The following is a 17,683-nucleotide window of genomic DNA, read 5'->3' on the forward strand; positions in this document are numbered from 1 at the left end:
GGCCGCCCCCATCCATTACTTCGAGGCAGACCGATATCATGACCAAGACCACACCCACACTTACCCGCACCGGCCAGTCTCCCGGGCTGCGACTGGCCGCCTCGGCCGGCCTGCTGGTCTGGCTGAGTGGCTGTGCCGCGCTCCAGCAGCCCGCCCCCCATGTCAGCGGCCCCGTCCCCGCCCAGTACGAGGACTGGTTCGATGGCGGCCAGCCACGCAACCTGGAATGGATGCACAAGAACAAGGTGGAGAAGGCCAACCAGCTGATCGAGGCCGGCAAGCCCTTTGAAGCCATCGCCCAGATCGAGTCGCTGATGCAGCAGGGCCTGCCCCAGGCCTACTACGAGATGGGCAAGATCTTCGACCAGGGCAAGGGCGTGGAACCCGACCCGACCCGCGCGGCCAATCTCTATGCCGAGGCCATCAAGACCCCCTCCTACATCCTCGGCCATGCCTCCCTGAACCTGGCCAAGCTGTACCGCGAGGGCGCGGGGGTCGAGCGTAACGACGTGCTCGCCTACCACCTGCTCCAGCAGGCCATGGAGGAAGAGGTCGGACCGCGGGCCGAGGTCGCCCTAGCCGAGCTTCTCGCCGAAGGCGGTCAGGGCGTCAATGCCGACCCGGCGCTGGCATCCACGCTATACCGCAAGGCCGCCGAGGCCGGCAACGAGGAGGCCCTACAGGCCCTCGCCGAGGCTCACCGCCGCGGGGGCTGGCTGAAGGAGGATCCGAGCCAGGCCCAGCAATACGCCCAGCGCTATGCCGAGGCCCTGGAACGGCGCGCCGGTAACGGCGACGTCGACGCCATGGCCAAGCTCGCCGGCCTGTACACGGCGGACGGCCTGCTGGGCGACCAGCCCCAGCGGCGCATGGAGTGGCTGACCAAGGCCGCCAACGCCGGCGATTCGGACGCCCTGAGCCAGGCCGGTCGCGCCCTGCTGGAGGGCGACAACCCGCGCCAGGGCCTGACCATGCTCGAGAAGGCCGCCCAGAACGGCGACGTCGGCGCCATGGAGACCCTCGGCAAGGCGCTGCTGGAGGGCAATGGCATCCCCCGGCGTCCCGACCAGGCCCAGCACTGGCTGAGCGCGGCCATCGCCCAGGACTCGGTCGACGCCAAGGTCACCCTGGGCCGCGCCCTGCTGCACGGCGAGGGCCTGCCCGCCCACCCACAGCGCGGCGTCGAACTGCTCGAGGAGGCCGCCGCCCAGGGCGATGGCCTGGCCCTGGCGTTGCTCGGCGCCTACCACCTCGATGACACGACCGTGAGCAGCCAGCCGCTGGTCGCCCTCGACTACCTGAAGCGTGGCCACCAGCTGGGTCATCCCTACGCCACCCAGCAACTGGGGGCGCTCTACCTGGAGGGACGCGGCGTGCCGGCGGACGGCCAGAAGGCCGTCACGCTGCTCGAGGAGGCCGCCGACCAGGGGCAGACCGCCGCCCTGCGCATGCTCGGCGAGGCCTACCTGGAGGGCGAGGTTGTGCCCTACCATCCGTCCAAGGCGGAGGAGCTGCTGACCCGGGCGGTGGAGAGCGGCGACGTCTCCGCCATGACCGCCCTCGGCCAGGGCTACCTCGAGGGCACCCTCAAGGAGCGCCGTCCGTCCCGTGGCCTGGCCCTGCTGGAACAGGCGGCCCGCAAGGGTGACGCCTACGCCATGGTGGTGATGGGCCGTGCCTACCGCAAGGGCGAGGGCGTGCCTCGCGATCTCCAGCAGGCCAGGCAGTGGCTGACCCGGGCCCGGGATGCCGGCCACTCGTCGGCCGAAGATGCCCTGGCACAGCTGCGCTACGACCAGGGCGAGGCCGGCGACATCGAGGCACTGGTCGAGGCCGCCGAGGCTGGCCATCCCGGCTCCATGGCCAGCCTCGGTGAGGCCTTCCTCACCGGTCGGGGGGTCCAGCAGAACCTGCGCCAGGCGCGCATCTGGCTGCAGCGTGCCGCCTCCGAGGGACACCCCGGCGCGAGCGCCGACCTGGGCCGCATGTACCTCGAGGGCCAGGGCGTCCAGCGTGACGCGGCCAAGGGTGCCCGCTACCTGCAAAGCGCGGCCGCCAGCGGCCATGCCGGCGCCCGCGCCGACCTGGGCGAGATCCTGCTCATCGGCCGGGGGCTGCCCGCCGATCCCGAGCGGGGCATGCGCCTGCTCGAGCAGGCCGCCGCCAACGGCCATGGCGGGGCACGTCTCGCCTTGGCCGAGGCGCTGCTCAAGGGCGAGCATGTTGCCCAGGACACCCAGCGCGGGCTCGAGCTGCTGCGCAGTGCCGCCGAGGCCGGCGATGACTACGCCGCCCAGCTGCTGGGCGAGGCCTACCTGGAAGGCAAGGGCGTGGCCGTCGACCCGGCTCAGGCCAAGACCTGGCTCGGCCGGGCCAGCGAGGCGGGCAACCTCTCGGCCCAGACCCTGCTCGGCACGGCCCTGGTGCGCGGCGACAACGGCATGAGCCCGGACCCCGCCCGGGGTCGGCGCCTGCTCGAGCAGGCCGCCGAGCAGGGCCATGCCGGTGCCCAGGCCACCCTGGGCCGGGAGCTGCTGCGCGGCGACAGCCTCGAGATGGATCGTCGCCAGGGGGCCGACTACCTGCTGGCCGCCGCCCGCCAGGGGCACGAGACCGCGCGCCTGGCGCTGGCCAAGGCCTACCTGACGGCCAACGGCCTGGAGAACGCCAACCGCGAGCAGGCCATGCTGTGGCTCAACGAGGTGATGGACGGCGACAGCGAGATGGCCGCCCAGACGCTGCACGACCTGCTGTCCGACGAGGCCGCCATGGACGCCCTGCAGCAGGCCTCCGCCAGGAGCTGAGAACCGGGGGAGCCGCGCCGCTCCCCTTCCCCCAAAACGCAACAGGCCGGCAGTCACCTGCCGGCCTGTTGTCGTCTGGGCACGGGGCGGACGGCTCAGCCGCCGAAGGGATTGCGCAGCACGATGGTCTCGTTGCGGTCCGGCCCGGTGGAGATGATGTCGATGGAGGTCCCCACCTGCTCCTCGAGGAAGCTGATGTAGGCGCGGGCATTGGCCGGCAGGTCCTCGACGCGCTTGGCGCCCAGGGTCGACTCGCTCCAGCCGGGCAGGTCCTGGTAGACCGGCTCGACGGCCTCGTAGCCTTCGGAGTCCACCGGGGTGTCCAGCACGTCGCCATCCTTGCTGCGATAGCCCACGCAGACGCGGATGTTCTCCAGGCCGTCGAGCACGTCGAGCTTGGTCAGGCAGATCCCCGACACGGAGTTGATCTGCACGGCATGGCGCAGGGCCACGGCATCGAACCAGCCGCAGCGACGCGCCCGGCCGGTGGTGGCGCCGAACTCGTGGCCCTTCTCGGCCAGGTGGCGGCCATGCTCGTCGAACAGCTCGGTGGGGAAGGGACCGGAGCCCACCCGGGTGGTATAGGCCTTGGTGATGCCCAGCACGTAGTCCAGGTACAGCGGACCGACGCCGGACCCGGTGGCGGTCCCGCCGGCGGTGGTGTTGGAGCTGGTGACGAAGGGATAGGTGCCGTGATCGATGTCCAGCAGCGAGCCCTGGGCCCCCTCGAAGAGGATGTTGTCACCGGCCTTGCGCACGTCATGGACCAGGCTGACGGTATCGCAGACCATCGGCCGCAGCTCCTCGGCCATGGCCATGGCGTCGTCGAGGACCTGCTGGAAGTCCACCGCGGGCTCGCCGTGGTACTGGGTCAGCACGAAGTTGTGGTAGTCCAGCACCTCGCCGAGCTTCGAGGCGAAGCGCTCGCGGTGCAGCATGTCGCCCAGGCGCAGGCCGCGACGGGCCACCTTGTCCTCGTAGGCCGGGCCGATGCCGCGGCCGGTGGTGCCGATCTTGGCCACGCCGCGGGCCTTCTCGCGGGCCTGGTCGAGACGCACGTGGTAGGGCAGGATCAGCGGGCAAGCCGGCGACAGGCGCAGGCGCTCGCGGACCGGCACGCCCTTGGCCTCCAGCTCGCGGATCTCCTCGATCAGCGCTTCCGGCGACAGCACCACGCCATTGCCGATCACGCAGGTCTTGTCGTTACGCAGGATGCCGGAGGGGATCAGGTGCAGGACGGTCTTCTCGCCATCGATGACCAGGGTATGTCCGGCGTTGTGACCGCCCTGGAAGCGCACCACCGCATCGGCGGATTCGGTGAGCAGATCGACCACCTTGCCCTTGCCTTCGTCACCCCACTGGGTGCCCAGTACGACTACGTTCTTGCCCATAGTGCTCTCGTCTCTCGTTGCTGCGCCGCCGGCTGTCGGGCCGGTGTCGATATCGTGTCTGCCTGACCGCTCAGGCCTGATCGGTGGACGGCGCCAGCGGCGCCACCTGCCAGCCGCCGTCGGCCTGGACCAGGCGTCGATGGCAGCGATGTTCCGCGGGGCCGGTACGCTGTCCCGGCAGCGCCTGGACGACCCGCTCGCCCTGCTGACGCAGGGCATTGATGGCCTCGGCCAGGCCGTCCCCCTCGACCGGCGCCCAGATGCCATCGTGACGCGGCTCGCTGGGCACCAGGGAGGCCAGCAGCTTGAGCTCCAGGGAGAAGCCGGTGGCCGGCCGGGCCCGACCGAAGGCGCGCCCGGTGTCATCGTAGCGGCCGCCCTTGGCCAGCGCCTGGCCATAGCCGGGCACGAAGGCCGCGAACATCATCCCGGTGTGGTACTGGTAGCCACGCAGCTCGGCCAGGTCGAAGTAGAGGTCGACCTCGGGATGCTCGGCGGCCACGCCCCGATAGAGGGTCCGCAGCTGGTCCAGCGCCGCCCCCACCGCCTGGGGCGCCTCGGCGAAGGCCTCGCGGGCCTCGTCGAGCACCTCGGGGCCGCCATGCAGCTCGCCCAGGGCGCGCAGCATGGCCGCCAGCGCCGGGTCCGCCACGCTGGCCTCGACCTGGGCGGCCAGTGCCCCGGGCGACTTGAGCTCGAGGGCCTCGAACACCGCCTTCTCCTGTTCGGGGGCCAGGTCGGCGGCCTGCACCAGGCTGCGGTAGATGCCGATATGACCGATCGCCAGGTGGACCTCGCCGGCCCCGGCGGCCTGCAGGCTGGCCAGCGCCAGGCGCAGGATCTCCACGTCGGCCTCCAGTCCGGCATGGCCGAACAGCTCGACCCCCACCTGCACCGGACTGCGACCGCCCTGGTACTGGTCGGCCTTGGCACGCAGCACGGTGGTGCAGTAGCACAGCCGCACCGGCCCCTGACGCTTGAGGGAGTGGGCATCCATGCGCGCCACCTGGGGCGTCACGTCGGCGCTGACGCCCATCATGCGCCCGGTCATCTGGTCGGTCAGCTTGAAGGTCTGCAGATCCAGCTCGGTGCCGGTACCGGTGAGCAGGGAGTCCAGGAACTCCACGGGGGGCGGCATCACCTGATCGTAGCCCCAGCGGTGATAGAGGTCGAGCAACGCCCGACGCAGCTCCTCCATGCGGCTGGCTTGGGGCGGCAGTACCTCGTCCATGCCGTCGGGCAGCAGCCAGCGGTCAGCGATGGTCATGTCGTTCTTCCTGCAAGACGGTGATTGGCCTTCGGCAAGCCTCGCGGCATGACGTGGCAGGGGCGCCGGAGGGAGATTGCCGGGAGTGGAGAGGCCACAAAAAAACCGGGCCACGCCCGGTTACAGGAGTCTATCACGTTTGGGGGCGGGATGAACCCCATGGGGGGCGGCACGCAGGGCTATCGCAGATAGCGTTGCCGCTCGGGGCTGATCCGTCGACAGGTCTACGAGGGGGCGCTGTGAACCCCTCCCTGGGCGCTACCGACGCCATCCTTGGCGTAGGACCCCCTCTACGACCTGTCCCCGGCGCCCCTCATCAGACTCAACTGCGATAGCCCTGGGGCGGCACGGGCCGCCCCCAGGGCCGTCACTGGCCGGACTGGGGCCTGGGGCTCTTGAGGTACTGGAAGAAGTCACTGGAGGGATCCAGCACCAACATGTTGCCGTCGCCCTGGAAGCTCGACCGGTAGCCCTCGAGGCTGCGCCAGAAGGAGAAGAACTCCTCGTCCTTGCCGTAGGCCTCGGAGAAGATCGCCGCCGCCTCGGCGTCGCCCTCGCCACGCAGCGTCTCTGAGCGGGCACGGGCCTGGGCCAGCAGCACCTGCCGGCGGCGGTCGGCGTTGGCGCGGATGCGCTCCGCCTCTTCCTGCCCCTGGGCGCGCCACTCGCGGGCCTGGCGCTCGCGTTCGGAGCGCATGCGCTCATACACGGCGGAGGAAACATCCTCGGGCAGGTCGATGCGCTTGACGCGGATGTCGAGGATGGCCACGCCGAGTTCCTCGCGCATCAGCTTGTCGAGATCCTGGGTGGGCCCGGTCATCAGATCATCGCGCCTCTCGGAGATGATCTGAGTGAGATTCAGGCGACCGAACTCGTTGCGCAGGCTCTCGTCGACCCGCGGCTGGATCAGCCGCACCGCCTGCAGCTCGTCGCCGGCCGTGGCCTCGTAGTAGCGGGTCGGATTGACCACCTGCCACTGCACATAGGAGTCGACGATCACCGCCTTCTGCTCGAGGGTCAGGTAGCGACTGGGGTCGGTGTCCAGGGTCAGCACCCGGGTGTCGAACTTGCGGATCGTCTGAGTGATCGGGATCTTGACGTGCAGCCCCGGCTGGATATTCTCCTCGATGATCTCGCCGAAGCGCAGCTTCACCGCCCGTTCGGTCTCGTCGACCACGTAGAGGCTGTTGCTGGCCAGCCAGGCCGCGGCGGCCAGGCCGCCGACGATGAGCAGGGATCGGTTGTTGATCATGATTAACGGCCCTCCCTGCGGATTCCGTTGCTGCTGGAGTTGCTACTGCTGTCGTTGTCGGACTGGGAGGCCCTCAGGCGCTCGAGGAGCTGGGGATCCAGCGACGCCTCGTCGCTGTCGTCCTGGCTGCCGGCGGCCCCGGTAGTGCCGGAGGTCAGACGGTCCATGGGCAGCACCATCAGCGGGCTGTCCCCGTCCACGTCCACCATGACCTTGGACGTCTCGCCATAGACCTCGGAAATGGTATCGAGGTAGAGGCGCTCGCGCATGATCGCCGGCGCCTCCTGGTACTGGGTCAGCAGCGCGTTGAAGCGGTTGGCCTGGCCCTGGGCCTCGGCCACCACGGACTCGCGGTAGCCCTGGCCCTGCTCGACCAGACGCTGGGCCTGGCCCTGAGCGGCCGGGATCACGGCGTTGGCATAGGCCATGGCCTGGTTGATGGTGCGCTGGCGGTCCTCGCGGGCGCGGATGACGTCGTCGAAGGCATCCTGCACCGCGTCGGGCGGCGAGGTGGACTCGACGTTCAGCGTCTGCAGGCGGATGCCGGTGCCGTAGCTGTCCAGGTAGGACTGCAACCGGCTGGCCACCGCGGTGCCGAGAATCTCGCGGCCGGAGGTCAGGATGTCGATCATGTCGGTGCCACCGACCACGTGGCGCAAGGCGGAGTCCAGGGCGTTCTCCAGCGACAACTCGGGGTTGCGCACGTTGAGCACATAGCCGCGGGGATCGGCGACCTGATACTGGGCCGACATCTCGACGGAGACGATGTTCTCGTCCTGGGTCAGCATCGACTGGGTCTGGGTGATCGAACGCACCCGGGTCACGTTGACCATGCGCACGTCATCGATCAGCGGCGGGTTCCACTGCAGGCCCGGGGTGACCACTTCCTGGAACTCGCCGAAGCGCAGCACCACGCCACGCTCCGACTGGTCGACCAGGTAGAACCCGGAGGCCGCCCAGATGGCGAGCGCCACGATCAGCAGCAGCCCCGGCAAGGCGAAGGCGTTGCGCGGCTTGCCGCTGCCCCCCGACCCGCCGCTGCCGCCGCGCTTGCCGCGACCGCCCAGCATGCTGTTGAGCTTGTCCTGAAACTTCTTCAGGGCCTCGTCGAGGTCGGGTGGTCCCTGGTTGCCACCGCCCTTGCCTCCACCGCCGTTGCCGCCACGGCGCCCTCCCCCGCTCCAGGGGTCGTGCTGGTTGCCGCCACCGGGCTCATTCCAGGCCATAATACGTCGTCTCCACTATGCGTTGCGTTCCACCGCGCGGTCCCCGGGCGGTGGGCATCGGTTGCGATCCTTGTGGCGCTGCCCGTTGCCTGACGGCAGCGGCCGGCGCCCGAAGGCGACTCATTGTTCCCATACGGGGCGATCCTGCAGCGCCTCGGGCAGGTAGTCGTCGGCCCGCTCGCCGAGGCGCGCCATCAGTTGCAGGAAGTCACGCCGCGGCAGGCGAACCTCCAGCAGGGTGCGTCCCTGGTCGTCGAAGCGTTCCTCGCGCACCGCCCCCAGCTCGTGCAGCCCGGCCCGCAGCCTGCCCTGCTCCGGGGCCAGGGTGACGTCGAAGTCGATGATGTCGTCGGCCAGGCACTCGGAGAGCGCCTGTTCGAGCAGCTCGAGCCCCCGGTCCTGCTGGGCGGAGAGCCACACCACCTCGGGGCGCCCCTCGCCGTCGCGCTCGATGCGCGGGGCGCTATCGAGCAGATCGATCTTGTTCATCACCTTGAGGGTCGGCACGTCCAGGGCGCCGATCTCGTCCAGCACGCCTTCCACCTGGTCGACGTTGAGTTCGCGGTCCGGGTCGGCCGCGTCGATCACGTGGACCAGCAGGCTCGCCTCGGCGGCTTCCTGCAGGGTGGCCTGAAAGGCCTCCACCAGCTTGTGGGGCAGGTGCCGGATGAAGCCCACGGTGTCGGCCAGCACCACCGGTCCCACGTCCTCGACCTCCAGGCGCCGCAGCGTCGGGTCGAGGGTAGCGAAGAGCTGGTCGGCCGCATAGACCCTCGAGGCGGTCAGGGCGTTGAATAGCGTCGACTTGCCGGCGTTGGTATAGCCGACCAGGGAGACACTGGGGATCTCGGCTCGGGAACGGGCCCGACGGTTCTGGCTGCGCTGGCTGCGCACCTTGTCGAGACGCTTGTGGATCGCCTTGATGCGGCCGCGCAGCAGCCGACGGTCGGTCTCGAGCTGGGTCTCCCCCGGGCCGCGCAGGCCGATGCCGCCCTTCTGCCGCTCCAGGTGGGTCCAGCCGCGCACCAGCCGGGTCGACATGTACTCCAGCTGGGCCAGCTCCACCTGCAGCTTGCCCTCGTGGGTCCGCGCCCGCTGGGCGAAGATGTCGAGGATCAGGCCGGTACGATCGAGCACGCGACACTTGAGCGACTGCTCGAGGTTGCGCTCCTGGGAGGGGCTCAGGGCATGGTTGAAGATCACCAGCTCGGCATCATGGACCGCCAGGGCCTCGCGGAGCTCCTCGACCTTGCCCGAGCCGATGAAGGACCGCGGGTCGGGCCGCCCGCGGCTGCCGCTGAGCAGAGTCGCCGGCTCCGCGCCGGCCGAGCGCACGAGCTCGAGGAACTCACCGGGGTCCTCGCGTTCCTGCTCGTCCTGGAAGTCGACATGGACGAGTACCGCCGTCTCTCCGGCGTCGGGTCGTTCAAAAAACAATCAATACCTCACGCGTTGCTGTCCGACGGCGCCGGGGCGTCAGGGGCCGGCAGGCGCACGTTGCGCGACGGCACCACCGTGGAGATGGCATGCTTGTAGACCATCTGGCTGACGGTGTTGCGCAGCAGGATCACGAACTGGTCGAAGGATTCGATCTGTCCCTGCAGCTTGATGCCGTTGACCAGGAAGATCGATACCGGAATGCGCTCCTTGCGCAGGATGTTCAGGTACGGATCTTGAAGGGACTGCCCTTTGGACATGTTGCTCTCCGTGAGTTGTCTCTGGGATGGTTGGTATTTTAGGTGCTCGCCCCTGGAGGGGACGACACGGGTTGACCGACGGGCCCGTTCAAACGGCCACTCGAAACGCTCATCTTACGCTAACTACCGAATTCGCGCACCAGTTTCAGGACCTCGCCGAGGGGATCGTCACCCAGGGCGTCGACCCGGTGAAGCCCGGGCCAGCGCCGCATCCAGGTCAGCTGTCGCTTGGCCAGCTGGCGGGTGGCGACGATGCCCCGGTGGCGAAACGTCTCCCGGTCGACGAGGCCATCCAGGTACTCCCACCCCTGACGATAGCCCACGCTCTTCATCGAGGGCAGCCACGGGTGCAGGTCACCGCGAGCCCGGAGACCCGCCAGCTCGTCGAGGAAGCCCGCGTCGAGCATGGCATCGAAGCGCTGCGCGATACGCTCGTGAAGCACGCCTCGGTCGGCAGGGGTAAGCCCTATCGACAGCGTACGCCAGGGAAAGGTTTCCGGGCGCTGTGCCTCCCAGAGCTCGGTGAGCGACCGGCCACTGACCCGATAGACCTCGAGGGCCCGCATCAGGCGCTGGGGATCGTTGGGGTGGATGCGCGCGGCGGCGGCCGGATCGACCCGAGCCAGTTCCGCATGGAGGCCGGCCAGGCCCAGGCGCTCGGCGTCGCGCGCCAGCGCGGCGCGCACCGCCGGATCCGCCGAGGGCAGGTTGGCCACGCCCTGCTGGAGCCGCTGGAAGTACATCATGGTCCCCCCCACCAGCAGCGGCACCCGACCGGCGGCGGTAATGGCCGACATCTCGCGGCGGGCGTCCTCGCGGAACTCCGCCGCCGAGTAGGGCTCGGCCGGGTCACGGATGTCGATCAGCCGGTGCGGGGCCCGGGCCAGCTCCTCCGCGGACGGCTTGGCACTGCCGATGTCCATGCCGCGGTAGACCATCGCCGAGTCGACGCTGATCAGCTCGCAGCCCAGCCGCTCGTGCAGTTCGATGGCGAGATCGGTCTTGCCGGCGGCGGTGGGGCCCATCAGGAAGATGGCGGGAGGGCGAGAATCTGGCATTGGGTTCTCAGGCATTTCTTGACTCGGGATGGAGACGCTTATCCGGCGGCAGCGACGTAGTTCGGGCAAGCGAACTGGCGAGCACACCCGACGCCCCACCGCCAGCGGCGCCACTTCGTTGGATGCGCCTTCGGCTTATCCAACCTACGGGGCTGGTGTCAACGCCACATGGCCGAGCGCAATAGCTTGCAGACATCCCGTCACTGGCCGCGCAGGAAGAGGCGGTCCAACTCCTTCATGCTCATCTCGGTCCAGGTCGGCCGGCCATGGTTGCACTGGCCACTGCGCTCGGTGCGCTCCATGTCGCGCAGCAGGGCGTTCATCTCCTCCTGGGTCAGCTGGCGGTTGGCGCGCACGCTGCCGTGGCAGGCCATGGTGGCCAGCAGCTCGTTGATATGGGCCTCGAGCCGGTCGGAACGGCCGTAGCGCTCCAGGTCGCCGAGCATGTCGCGGATCAGCGGCTCCACGTCGGCATCGACCAGCAGGGTCGGCACCTGACGCACCAGCAGCGTCTCGGGGCCGGCCACGTCGAGCTCCACCCCGAGGCGCGAGAAGGCCTCGCGCTCGGCCTCGGCGGTGGCCACCTCGGCGGCGCTGGCGGCCAGCGACACCGGCACCAGCAGCGGCTGGGCCTCGAGCGCCCCACCGTGGACCTGGGTCTTCATGCGCTCATAGACGATGCGCTCGTGGGCGGCATGCATGTCCACCACCACCAGGCCCCGTTCGGTCTGGGAGAGGATATAGATGCCGTGCAGCTGGGCCACGGCATAGCCCAAGGGCGGGGCCCGGGTATCGTCCGCCGCCGGCATCGCCGGGCGCGGCTGGACGGCCTCGGGCTGGAACCGGGACTGCGCCCGGCGCTCGGCCAGCGCCACGTCGGCGGCGGCCCCGCCGGCCCCGGGGGCGGCCGGCTGGGGCGTCAGCAGGCTGTCCTCGTGGTCGGGATGCAGGGCCCGGTAGCCCTCCATGAAGGCCCGCACCCGATCGGAGGTCGGCCGCTCCGCGCCCTCCTCGCGGCCCGGCAGGGCCATGGGCTGCTGCTGCCAGGCGGGCTGGGGCGCGGTCTCGCGCACCTCACCGGTCTCGGACACGACCGCCCCGTCCTGGCCTGCTACCCGCTCCTCGTCGGCCGCCTCACCCTCCGGCGCAGCCCCGGCCCTTGCCTCGCCCAGCGCCCGGTGCAGGCTGGAGAACAGGAAGTCGTGGACCATGCGCCCATCGCGGAAGCGCACCTCATGCTTGGTGGGATGGACGTTGACGTCCACCACCGTGGGGTCGACCTCGAGGTAGAGCACGAACACCGGATGCCGGCCATGGAAGAGCACGTCCCGATAGGCCTGGCGGATGGCGTGGGCCACCAGCCGGTCGCGGACCACCCGGCCATTGACGAAGAAGTACTGCTGGTCGGCCTGGGCCCGCGAATGGGTGGGCAGGCCCACCCAGCCCCACAGGCGCAGCCCGCCGACCTCCAGGTCGAGGTGCAGGGCATTCTCCAGGAAGGCCTTGCCGAGCAGCGCCTGGAGGCGCCGCTCGTGGCCGACCAGGTCATCGCCGGGACGCAGCTGGTGAACGGTCTTCTGGTTGTGGCGCAGCACCCAGCCGATATCCAGCCGCGACAGGGCCTGACGGCGGAAGGCCTCCTCGACGTGGCCGAACTCGGTCTTCTCGGTGCGCAGGAACTTGCGCCGCGCCGGGGTATTGAAGAACAGGTCGCGCACCGTCACCGAGGTGCCCTGGGGATGCGGCGAGGGCGAGACCCGCGGCTCCATGCGGCGCCCCTCCACCACCACCCGCCAGCCGCCGGTGGGGTCCTCCGCGACGTTGGACATCAGCTCCAGCCGCGAGACCGAGCTGATCGAGGCCAGGGCCTCGCCGCGAAAGCCCAGGCTGGCCACCCCCTCGAGGTCCTCGAGAGAGGCGATCTTGCTGGTGGCGTGGCGCGACAGCGCCAGCGGCAGGTCGTCCTCGCCGATGCCGCCGCCGTCGTCGCGCACCCGGATCAGGCGCGCGCCGCCGGCCTCGAGCTCCACCTCGATGCGCCGGCTGCCGGCGTCGATGGCGTTCTCGATCAGTTCCTTGACCACCGAGGCCGGGCGCTCGACCACCTCGCCGGCGGCGATCTGGTTGGCCAGCCGCGGATCGAGGATCCGGATGTGTTGGCTGTCTGGCATATCACTCCACTCGAGCTGGAAGCTGAAAGAACAGCTTGCCACGGAAATTCGCCTTCTCCACCCTCTTCCAGCTTCCAGGCGCGCAGCGCCGCTCTTCAAGCTTCCAGCTCAAGAGCGGGGTATCCGCAGCACCTGCCCGACCCGGATGACGTCGCCGCTGAGCTCATTGGCCTGGCGCAGCTGGGCCACCGGGACCCCGTGGCGCGCGGCGATCTCGGAGAGGGTATCCCCGGGCTGGATGCGGTACTCGTTGCCGGCGGTATCACGGCCATGGTCGCGCTGCCAGGCCAGCAGGCTGGCCGGGGGCGGGTTGCGATGGAAATGGGCGCGGATGCCGCCGAATACCGCATCCATCATCCGCGCCTGGTAGTCCGGATCACGCAACCGGCGCTCCTCGTCGGGGTTGGAGATGAAGCCGGTCTCCACCAGCAGCGAGGGGATGTCCGGCGACTTGAGCACCACGAAACCGGCCTGCTCGACACGGGACTTGTGCAGGTCGTTGACCCGTCCCAACCGGTCGAGCACCTGGCCGCCGAGGGTCAGGGAGTCATTGAGGGTGGCGGTCATGGTCAGGTCGAGCAGCACACCGCGCAGCACCTCGTCCTTGTCGTCCAGCGAGAGGTTGCCGTCCACCCCGCCGATCAGGTCCGCGCGGTTCTCGCTGGCGGCCAGCCACTGGGCGGTCTCGGAGGTGGCGCCGCTCTGGGAGAGCGCGTAGACGGAGCTGCCGTGGGGCCGCGGGCTGTTGAAGGCGTCGGCGTGGATCGAGACGAAGAAGTCGGCCTTCTGCTCCCGGGCGATACGGGTCCGCTGACGCAACCCCACGTAGTAGTCGCCGTCACGGATCATCACCGCCTTGAAGCCCTCGGCCGCGTTGATCCGGCGCGCCAGACGCTCGGCCATCTCCAGCACCACGTCCTTCTCGCGGGTGCCGCGGGGACCGATGGCGCCGGGATCCTCGCCGCCATGCCCGGCATCGACCGCGACGATGATGTCACGCTTGGGATGGGGCTGGGCGGGCTCCAGCACCGGCGCCACCGAGGACGGGTCGCGCCCCTCGGCCACGGCCTCGGCCTGAGCCCGGTCCGCGGCGATCTCCTGCTCGCGGATCATCGCCTCGATGGGGTCGATGGGGTCCTCGACGGCGCTCTCGCCAGGATACTCGAGGTCCACCACCAGGCGATGGCCGTACTGCTCGTTGGGGGCCAGGGTGAAGTGGCGCGGCTCGATCGCCCGGGACAGCTCCAGCACCACCCGCAGGTCATCACCGTCGCGGATGCCACTGCGCACCTCGCGGATGGCGCTGCCCTCGAGGTCGAGCCGCGAGAGGTCGGCGTTGAGCCGGCTGTCTTGCAGGTCGATGACCAGCCGCCGCGGATCGTCCAGGGGAAAGACCTCCGCCTCGGCCGGGGCGGAGAGGTCGAAGACCAGGCGGGCATGATCCGGCGCCGCCCAGAGGCGCAGGTTGTCGACGCTGGCCGCCTCGGCCGCGCCCGGGGCGAGCAGTGCCAGCGGCCAGAGCCAGCCGAGCAGCCGGGAACACAGGCTTCCCTTCCTCATGAGACGTCGTCACCCTCCCTGGCGAGGTAGCAGTCCGCCATCTCCGGGTCGGCGGCCAGACGCGCCAGGACCCGGCGACCATGGTCGCTGTGGGCGGTGAGGCAGCCCCGGCGACCGTGGTCGGCCACTTCCAGGCGCACCACCAGGTCCGGCGTGGGCAGCCAGCCCTCGCCCCGGGCCGGCCACTCGATCACGCACAGGGCATCCTCGGCCAGCAGGTCGCGACCGCCGATGAACTCCAGCTCCTCGGGGTCGCCCAGACGATAGAGGTCGAAGTGATTGACCCGGGCGGACGCCAGCTCGTAGGGCTCCACCAGGGTATAGGTGGGGCTCTTCACCGCGCCGCGGTGGCCATAGGCGCGCAGGATGCCACGGGTGAGGGTCGTCTTGCCGGCCCCCAGCTCGCCGTCGAGGTGCAGGCGACCCCGCCCCATCAGGGCCCGCCCCAGGGATTCGCCGAAGGCCACCTGGCGGTCTTCGTCATCGAGTCGCAACTGCATCGTCTTCGCCCATCGTCGGGTTGACCAGAATTCGCGCACAGGATGCCAGATCGCCGGCCAGCAGGCCACGCTCTCCCCCCTCGTCGGCCGCCATGTCGGCGGCCAGGGCGTGGATCATCACACCGAGGCGGGCGGCGAGCTCGATGGCCACTCCTTGCGCCAGCAGCGCCCCCAGGATGCCGGAAAGCGCATCGCCCATGCCGCCGCAGGCCATGCCGGGGTTGCCGTAGGGGCAGACCGCCAGGCCGGACGGGCCCGCCACCAGGCTGCCGGCGCCCTTGAGCACCACCACGCCGCCGAAGCGGCGCTGCAGGGCTAGCGCCGCCGCCGGCCGGTCGGCCTCCACCTCGGCGGGAGTGATGTCCAGCAGGCGCCCGGCCTCGCCGGGATGCGGGGTCAGGATCCAGTCGTCGCGCCGCTGGCCGGGAAAACGCGAGGCCAGCAGGTTGAGGCCGTCGGCATCCACCACCAGCGGGCTCGCGGCGGCGAGGGCCGCCTGGAGCATGGCCTGGCCCCAGCTGCCCTGCCCCAGGCCCGGCCCCACCACCAGCACGTCGGCCCGGCGGGGCAGCTCGCCGAGGTCGGCGGCCCCGCGCACGCCGTGGACCATCACCTCGGGGCGGCGCACCAGGCTCGCGGTCACGTGCTCCGGCGCCGTGGCCAGGCTCACCTTGCCGGCGCCCAGGCGCGCGGCATGCTCGGCGGCCAGCAGGGCCGCCCCGCCGAAGCCCGGGGCGCCGCCCAGCACCAGGGCATGGCCCGCCCCGCCCTTGTGAGCGTCCCGGGGACGCGGCGGCAGTGCCGCGGCGATCATCGAGCGGTCGAGCAGATGGGCCGCCGGCGTCATGTCCGCCGTCGCATCTCGGGGGGCGTCGAGGTCGCGAACGCTCACCTCGCCGGTCAGCGCCGGGGCGCGGCCGGTGTGCAGGCCCAGCTTGTCACCGATGAAGGTCACCGTCCTCTCGGCACGCACCGCGATACCGAGCTCGGCGCCGGTGTCGGCGTGCAGCCCGGAGGGGATGTCGATGGCCAGCACCGGACGCCCCGCGGCGTTGACCGCGGCGATGGCGTCGCGCATATCACCGCGCACCTCGCCGGCGAGCCCGGTGCCAAGCAGCGCATCCACCAGCACCTCGCCGCCGAGCGCCAGGCCCGGCCGCCAGGGTTCGATGCCGACGCCGGCGGCCGTGGCCATGTCCGCCGCCCGGCGGGCATCGCCAGAGAGCGCCTCGACGGGCTTCAGGAGCACGCGCTGGACCGCGAGGCCCTCGGCGGCGGCCAGGGCCGCCAGCACATGGCCGTCACCACCGTTGTTGCCGCCGCCACACAGCACACTGAGCGAGCGCGCCCGGGGCCAGGCCTCGCGCAGCACCCGCCAGGCCGCGGCGGCGGCCCGCTGCATCAGGGCGAAGCCCTCGATGCCGGCGGCAATGGTACGTCGGTCCAGCTCGCGGACCTGTTCGGCCCGGTAGAGGGGAAATCCCTCGAGATATCGGTCCTGCGACGGCCCGGCCATGCGCTGTCTCCCCTGAACGCGATGCTTTACCATGAGTGTGTCGTCTTCCGCCGCCCGACGCCAAGCGTCGCGGCGCTTTCCTGCATGGTGTTTTCTCGATCATGACCCAGCCGTCTCCCGCCGGCGACGCACCCGACCTGCATCACCTGGCCGAGCTGATCAAGACCTGGGGCCGCGAACTCGGCTTCCAGCAGGTGGGCATCACCGACGTCGACCTGGCCGAGGACGAGGCGCGCCTGCAGCGCTGGCTCGACGCCGGCCACCATGGCGAGATGGGCTTCATGGCCAGGCATGGCACCAAGCGCACGCGCCCCGAGGAACTGGTGCCGGGCACGGTGCGGGTGATCAGCGTGCGCCTGGACTACCTGCCCGCCGAGGTGGAGACGACCAGGATGCTCGCCCGACCGGAGAAGGCCTACGTCTCCCGCTACGCGGTGGGGCGCGACTACCACAAGCTGATGCGCAAGCGCCTGGCGACGCTGGCCAAGTGGATCGAGGCGGAGGCCGGCCCCTTCGGCTACCGGGCCTTCGTGGATTCCGCCCCGGTGATGGAGCGGGCCCTGGCCCGAAAGGCCGGCCTCGGCTGGGTCGGCAAGAACGCCATGCTGCTCAATCCCAAGGCCGGCTCGCTGTTCTTCCTCGGCGAGCTCTACACCGACCTGCCGCTGCCGGTGGACGCCCCCTTCGAGGCCGAGCACTGCGGCAGTTGCAGCGCCTGCCGCACGGCCTGCCCCACCGACGCCATCGTCGAGGACAAGGTCGTCGATGCCAGGCGCTGCCTCTCCTACCACACCATCGAGCTGTTCGGGCCCATTCCCGAGGAGTTCCGCGCCGCCATGGGCAATCGGGTGTTCGGCTGCGACGACTGCCAGCTGGTCTGCCCCTTCACCCGCTTCACCCGGGCCAGCCCGGAGGACGACTTCGCCCCCCGCCACGACCTGGACCGGGCCGACCTCACCACGCTGTTCGCCTGGAGCGAGGAGGAGTTCCTGGACAAGACCGCCGGCAGCCCCATCCGGCGGATCGGCTACGAGCGCTGGCTGCGCAACCTGGCCGTGGGGCTCGGCAACGCCCCCTGGAGCGAGGCCGTGGAGGCCGCCCTGCGCGCCCGCCTGCCCTATCCCTCGGACCTGGTCCGCGAGCATGTGCGTTGGGCGCTCGAGCGCCAGCGGGAGAAGCGGCAACGGCTGATAGCCGTAAGCTGATAGCTGGAAGCTGGAAAACAGCATATGGTTTCCAGC

The 17,683-nt window shown here is 70.4% G+C and carries 13 protein-coding genes; 2 read left to right on the forward strand and 11 right to left on the reverse strand.

Translation table 11 applies throughout. The annotated features are described in order from the left end of the window. The first annotated feature begins 38 nt into the window (after nucleotides 1-38). The gene (locus OCT48_RS14025; RefSeq protein ID WP_263589749.1) at nucleotides 39-2,804 is read left to right on the forward strand and encodes a tetratricopeptide repeat protein; all 2,766 of its coding nucleotides are present in this window, start codon (nucleotides 39-41) and stop codon (nucleotides 2,802-2,804) included. Between the two features lie 95 nt (nucleotides 2,805-2,899). Here OCT48_RS14025 and OCT48_RS14030 read toward each other — a convergent pair whose 3' ends face one another. From OCT48_RS14030 to OCT48_RS14080, 11 genes are all read right to left on the reverse strand, one after another. Beyond that, nucleotides 2,900-4,195, reverse strand: coding sequence for an adenylosuccinate synthase (locus OCT48_RS14030; RefSeq protein WP_263589750.1), 1,296 nt, complete (start codon nucleotides 4,193-4,195; stop codon nucleotides 2,900-2,902). A 70-nt stretch (nucleotides 4,196-4,265) separates the two neighbouring features. Next, nucleotides 4,266-5,462, reverse strand: a complete 1,197-nt coding sequence (locus OCT48_RS14035) for an ATP phosphoribosyltransferase regulatory subunit (protein WP_263589751.1) — start codon at nucleotides 5,460-5,462, stop codon at nucleotides 4,266-4,268. Nucleotides 5,463-5,829: 367 nt separating this feature from the next. Then, nucleotides 5,830-6,714, reverse strand: a complete 885-nt coding sequence (gene hflC, locus OCT48_RS14040) for a protease modulator HflC (protein WP_263589752.1) — start codon at nucleotides 6,712-6,714, stop codon at nucleotides 5,830-5,832. Between the two features lie 2 nt (nucleotides 6,715-6,716). Then, nucleotides 6,717-7,940 carry an FtsH protease activity modulator HflK gene (gene hflK, locus OCT48_RS14045; RefSeq protein ID WP_263589753.1) on the reverse strand — a complete coding sequence of 408 codons (1,224 nt, stop codon included), beginning with the start codon at nucleotides 7,938-7,940 and terminating at the stop codon, nucleotides 6,717-6,719. A gap of 120 nt (nucleotides 7,941-8,060) precedes the next feature. Further along, a complete protein-coding gene (gene hflX / locus OCT48_RS14050; protein ID WP_263589754.1) occupies nucleotides 8,061-9,377 on the reverse strand; it encodes a ribosome rescue GTPase HflX in 1,317 nt (438 codons plus the stop codon). An 8-nt stretch (nucleotides 9,378-9,385) separates the two neighbouring features. Continuing rightward, nucleotides 9,386-9,637, reverse strand: coding sequence for an RNA chaperone Hfq (hfq, locus tag OCT48_RS14055; protein WP_126485610.1), 252 nt, complete (start codon nucleotides 9,635-9,637; stop codon nucleotides 9,386-9,388). Nucleotides 9,638-9,756: 119 nt separating this feature from the next. Then, nucleotides 9,757-10,695 (reverse strand): tRNA (adenosine(37)-N6)-dimethylallyltransferase MiaA, encoded by a 939-nt coding sequence (miaA, locus tag OCT48_RS14060; protein WP_263589755.1) that lies wholly within the window; start codon nucleotides 10,693-10,695, stop codon nucleotides 9,757-9,759. Between the two features lie 200 nt (nucleotides 10,696-10,895). Continuing rightward, nucleotides 10,896-12,866, reverse strand: coding sequence for a DNA mismatch repair endonuclease MutL (mutL, locus tag OCT48_RS14065; protein WP_263589756.1), 1,971 nt, complete (start codon nucleotides 12,864-12,866; stop codon nucleotides 10,896-10,898). A 108-nt stretch (nucleotides 12,867-12,974) separates the two neighbouring features. Beyond that, nucleotides 12,975-14,426 carry an N-acetylmuramoyl-L-alanine amidase gene (locus OCT48_RS14070; RefSeq protein ID WP_263589757.1) on the reverse strand — a complete coding sequence of 484 codons (1,452 nt, stop codon included), beginning with the start codon at nucleotides 14,424-14,426 and terminating at the stop codon, nucleotides 12,975-12,977. Further along, a complete protein-coding gene (gene tsaE / locus OCT48_RS14075; protein ID WP_263589758.1) occupies nucleotides 14,423-14,926 on the reverse strand; it encodes a tRNA (adenosine(37)-N6)-threonylcarbamoyltransferase complex ATPase subunit type 1 TsaE in 504 nt (167 codons plus the stop codon). The genes OCT48_RS14070 and tsaE overlap by 4 nt, the downstream gene beginning before the upstream one ends. Then, on the reverse strand, nucleotides 14,907-16,442 hold the full coding sequence (locus OCT48_RS14080; protein WP_263589759.1) for an NAD(P)H-hydrate dehydratase: 1,536 nt from the start codon (nucleotides 16,440-16,442) through the stop codon (nucleotides 14,907-14,909). Before OCT48_RS14080 ends, tsaE begins: the two co-directional genes overlap by 20 nt. A 101-nt stretch (nucleotides 16,443-16,543) precedes the next feature. Between OCT48_RS14080 and queG the strand changes: the two genes are divergently transcribed. Next, nucleotides 16,544-17,647, forward strand: coding sequence for a tRNA epoxyqueuosine(34) reductase QueG (gene queG / locus OCT48_RS14085; protein ID WP_263589760.1), 1,104 nt, complete (start codon nucleotides 16,544-16,546; stop codon nucleotides 17,645-17,647). Nucleotides 17,648-17,683: the final 36 nt, after the last annotated feature.

The organism is Halomonas sp. M4R1S46 (assembly GCF_025725685.1).
In the GTDB taxonomy this organism is placed as follows: Bacteria; Pseudomonadota; Gammaproteobacteria; order Pseudomonadales; family Halomonadaceae; genus Halomonas.

Bases quoted from the DNA above. Each gene is read 5' to 3' on its own strand.
- OCT48_RS14025 (WP_263589749.1), top strand. From the start codon at position 39: ATGACCAAGACCACACCCACACTTACCCGCACCGGCCAGTCTCCCGGG.
- OCT48_RS14030 (WP_263589750.1), bottom strand. From the start codon at position 4,195: ATGGGCAAGAACGTAGTCGTACTGGGCACCCAGTGGGGTGACGAAGGC.
- OCT48_RS14035 (WP_263589751.1), bottom strand. From the start codon at position 5,462: ATGACCATCGCTGACCGCTGGCTGCTGCCCGACGGCATGGACGAGGTA.
- hflC (WP_263589752.1), bottom strand. From the start codon at position 6,714: ATGATCAACAACCGATCCCTGCTCATCGTCGGCGGCCTGGCCGCCGCG.
- hflK (WP_263589753.1), bottom strand. From the start codon at position 7,940: ATGGCCTGGAATGAGCCCGGTGGCGGCAACCAGCACGACCCCTGGAGC.
- hfq (WP_126485610.1), bottom strand. From the start codon at position 9,637: ATGTCCAAAGGGCAGTCCCTTCAAGATCCGTACCTGAACATCCTGCGC.
- miaA (WP_263589755.1), bottom strand. From the start codon at position 10,695: ATGCCAGATTCTCGCCCTCCCGCCATCTTCCTGATGGGCCCCACCGCC.
- mutL (WP_263589756.1), bottom strand. From the start codon at position 12,866: ATGCCAGACAGCCAACACATCCGGATCCTCGATCCGCGGCTGGCCAAC.
- OCT48_RS14070 (WP_263589757.1), bottom strand. From the start codon at position 14,426: ATGAGGAAGGGAAGCCTGTGTTCCCGGCTGCTCGGCTGGCTCTGGCCG.
- tsaE (WP_263589758.1), bottom strand. From the start codon at position 14,926: ATGCAGTTGCGACTCGATGACGAAGACCGCCAGGTGGCCTTCGGCGAA.
- OCT48_RS14080 (WP_263589759.1), bottom strand. From the start codon at position 16,442: ATGGCCGGGCCGTCGCAGGACCGATATCTCGAGGGATTTCCCCTCTAC.
- queG (WP_263589760.1), top strand. From the start codon at position 16,544: ATGACCCAGCCGTCTCCCGCCGGCGACGCACCCGACCTGCATCACCTG.